Below are 795 nucleotides of genomic sequence, written 5' to 3' on the forward strand. Positions count from 1 at the left end.
GGGCCGCCCTCCGGGCCGGGGGTGGCCCGCACGGCCGGGGACCCGGTTGGGCGCGGGGCCGGTTGGGCGCGGGGGCCGGGGGAGCGCGGGGGCCGGGGGAGGCCGTCCGCCGTCGGCTCGTCCGCCGTCGGCTCGTCCGCCGTCGGCTCGTCCGCCGTCGGCTCGTCCGCCGTCGGCTCGTCCGCCGTCGGCTCGTCCGCCGTCGGCTCGTCCGCCGTACGGGCGGACGGCTCTCCGCCGCCGCCGGTATACGGGCCGCCTTGCGCGGGCAGGCGGAGGGCCGCAAGGTCGAGACGAGGAGACTTCGGCGCCGGAACCCGTCGTCCGGTACCGCCCGGGCGTCGTCCGGTATCGCTCCGGCTGGTATTGCTCCGGCCGGTATCGCCCCGACGAACGACCGGACCGCCGGACCGCCGGGCCGCAGGGCCGCCGGGCCGCCGGGCCGTCGCCGAGCCGCCATTGAGCCGCCGCTGAGGAAGGACGCCCATGCCCATCGCCACGGTGAACCCCGCGACCGGCGAGACGCTCAAGACGTTCGAGGCCCTGGCCCCCGAAGGGATCGAGCACCGGCTGGCCGCCGCGGCCGCCGCGTTCCGCCACCACCGGACCCGGGACTTCGCCGAGCGCGCCCGGCTCCTCCGCCGCGCCGCCGAACTCCTGGAGGAGGACACGGAGGACGTCGCCCGCACGATGACACTCGAAATGGGCAAGCCGCTCGCCGCCGCCCGCGCGGAGGCGGCCAAGTGCGTCAAGGCCATGCGCTGGTACGCCGAGCACGCCGAGGCCCTGCTCGCC

The 795-nt window shown here is 78.4% G+C and carries 1 protein-coding gene; it reads left to right on the top strand.

All coding sequences use genetic code 11. The annotated features are described in order from the left end of the window. Window positions 1–486: 486 nt before the first annotated feature. Window positions 487–795, top strand: a 309-nt coding sequence (locus tag JNW98_RS32910; protein ID WP_223771962.1) for an aldehyde dehydrogenase family protein, incomplete at its 3' end; no start/stop codon positions are given.

Origin of the sequence: Streptomyces huiliensis, from assembly GCF_020037025.1 — a bacterium.
Lineage (GTDB): Bacteria > Actinomycetota > Actinomycetes > Streptomycetales > Streptomycetaceae > Streptomyces > Streptomyces huiliensis.